This window comes from Brevundimonas sp. UBA4553, assembly GCF_002387245.1.
GTDB lineage: Bacteria > Pseudomonadota > Alphaproteobacteria > Caulobacterales > Caulobacteraceae > Brevundimonas.
In genome coordinates, this window is sequence record NZ_DGLD01000022.1 from 49,894 (window position 1) to 50,426 (window position 533).

The following is a 533-nucleotide window of genomic DNA, read 5'->3' on the forward strand; positions in this document are numbered from 1 at the left end:
CGACCATTTCCTTCTTGGCCTGACGGGCCTCGCGCTCGCCCTTCTGGACCGTCTGGACGATGCGGCGATAGTCGTCGATCGGCAGGCCGGCCTCGGTCGCCACGGCGGCCACGTCGCCGCGGATCTGGGCGATCTGGCTGGCTTCGTTCTCGCTGAACTTGGTCCAGCGCACGCCCATCTCCTTGACGCGCTCGGCCCAGTTCGGGTCCAGCTCGGAGCCGAAGTAGGACTTCAGGAACTCGGGACGCGAGATGCCGTAGCTGTCGGCCAGACGCAGCAGACGCCCTTCCAGACCGATCAGACGCTTGTTGATGGCGTAGAGCTGCTCAACCAGGGCCTCGATGCGGTTGTTGTTCAGCTTCATCGTCTTCAGACGATCCGAGATCGTCTTGGTCAGCGTCTCATAGGCCTTGTGGTCCTTGGCGCTGAGGACCTCGCCCTTCAGGCGCGCCTCGACCAGCTTGTCCTGCAGCTTGCGGAAGCCGCTGAAGTCGGATGCGATCGCGTCCAGCACTTCCATGACGCCGTCGCGC

The 533-nt window shown here is 64.2% G+C and carries 1 pseudogene; it reads right to left on the reverse strand.

What is annotated here, in order from left to right:
• Positions 1 to 533: pseudogene (locus B4A39_RS16175) on the reverse strand (RNA polymerase sigma factor RpoD); the annotation flags it as partial.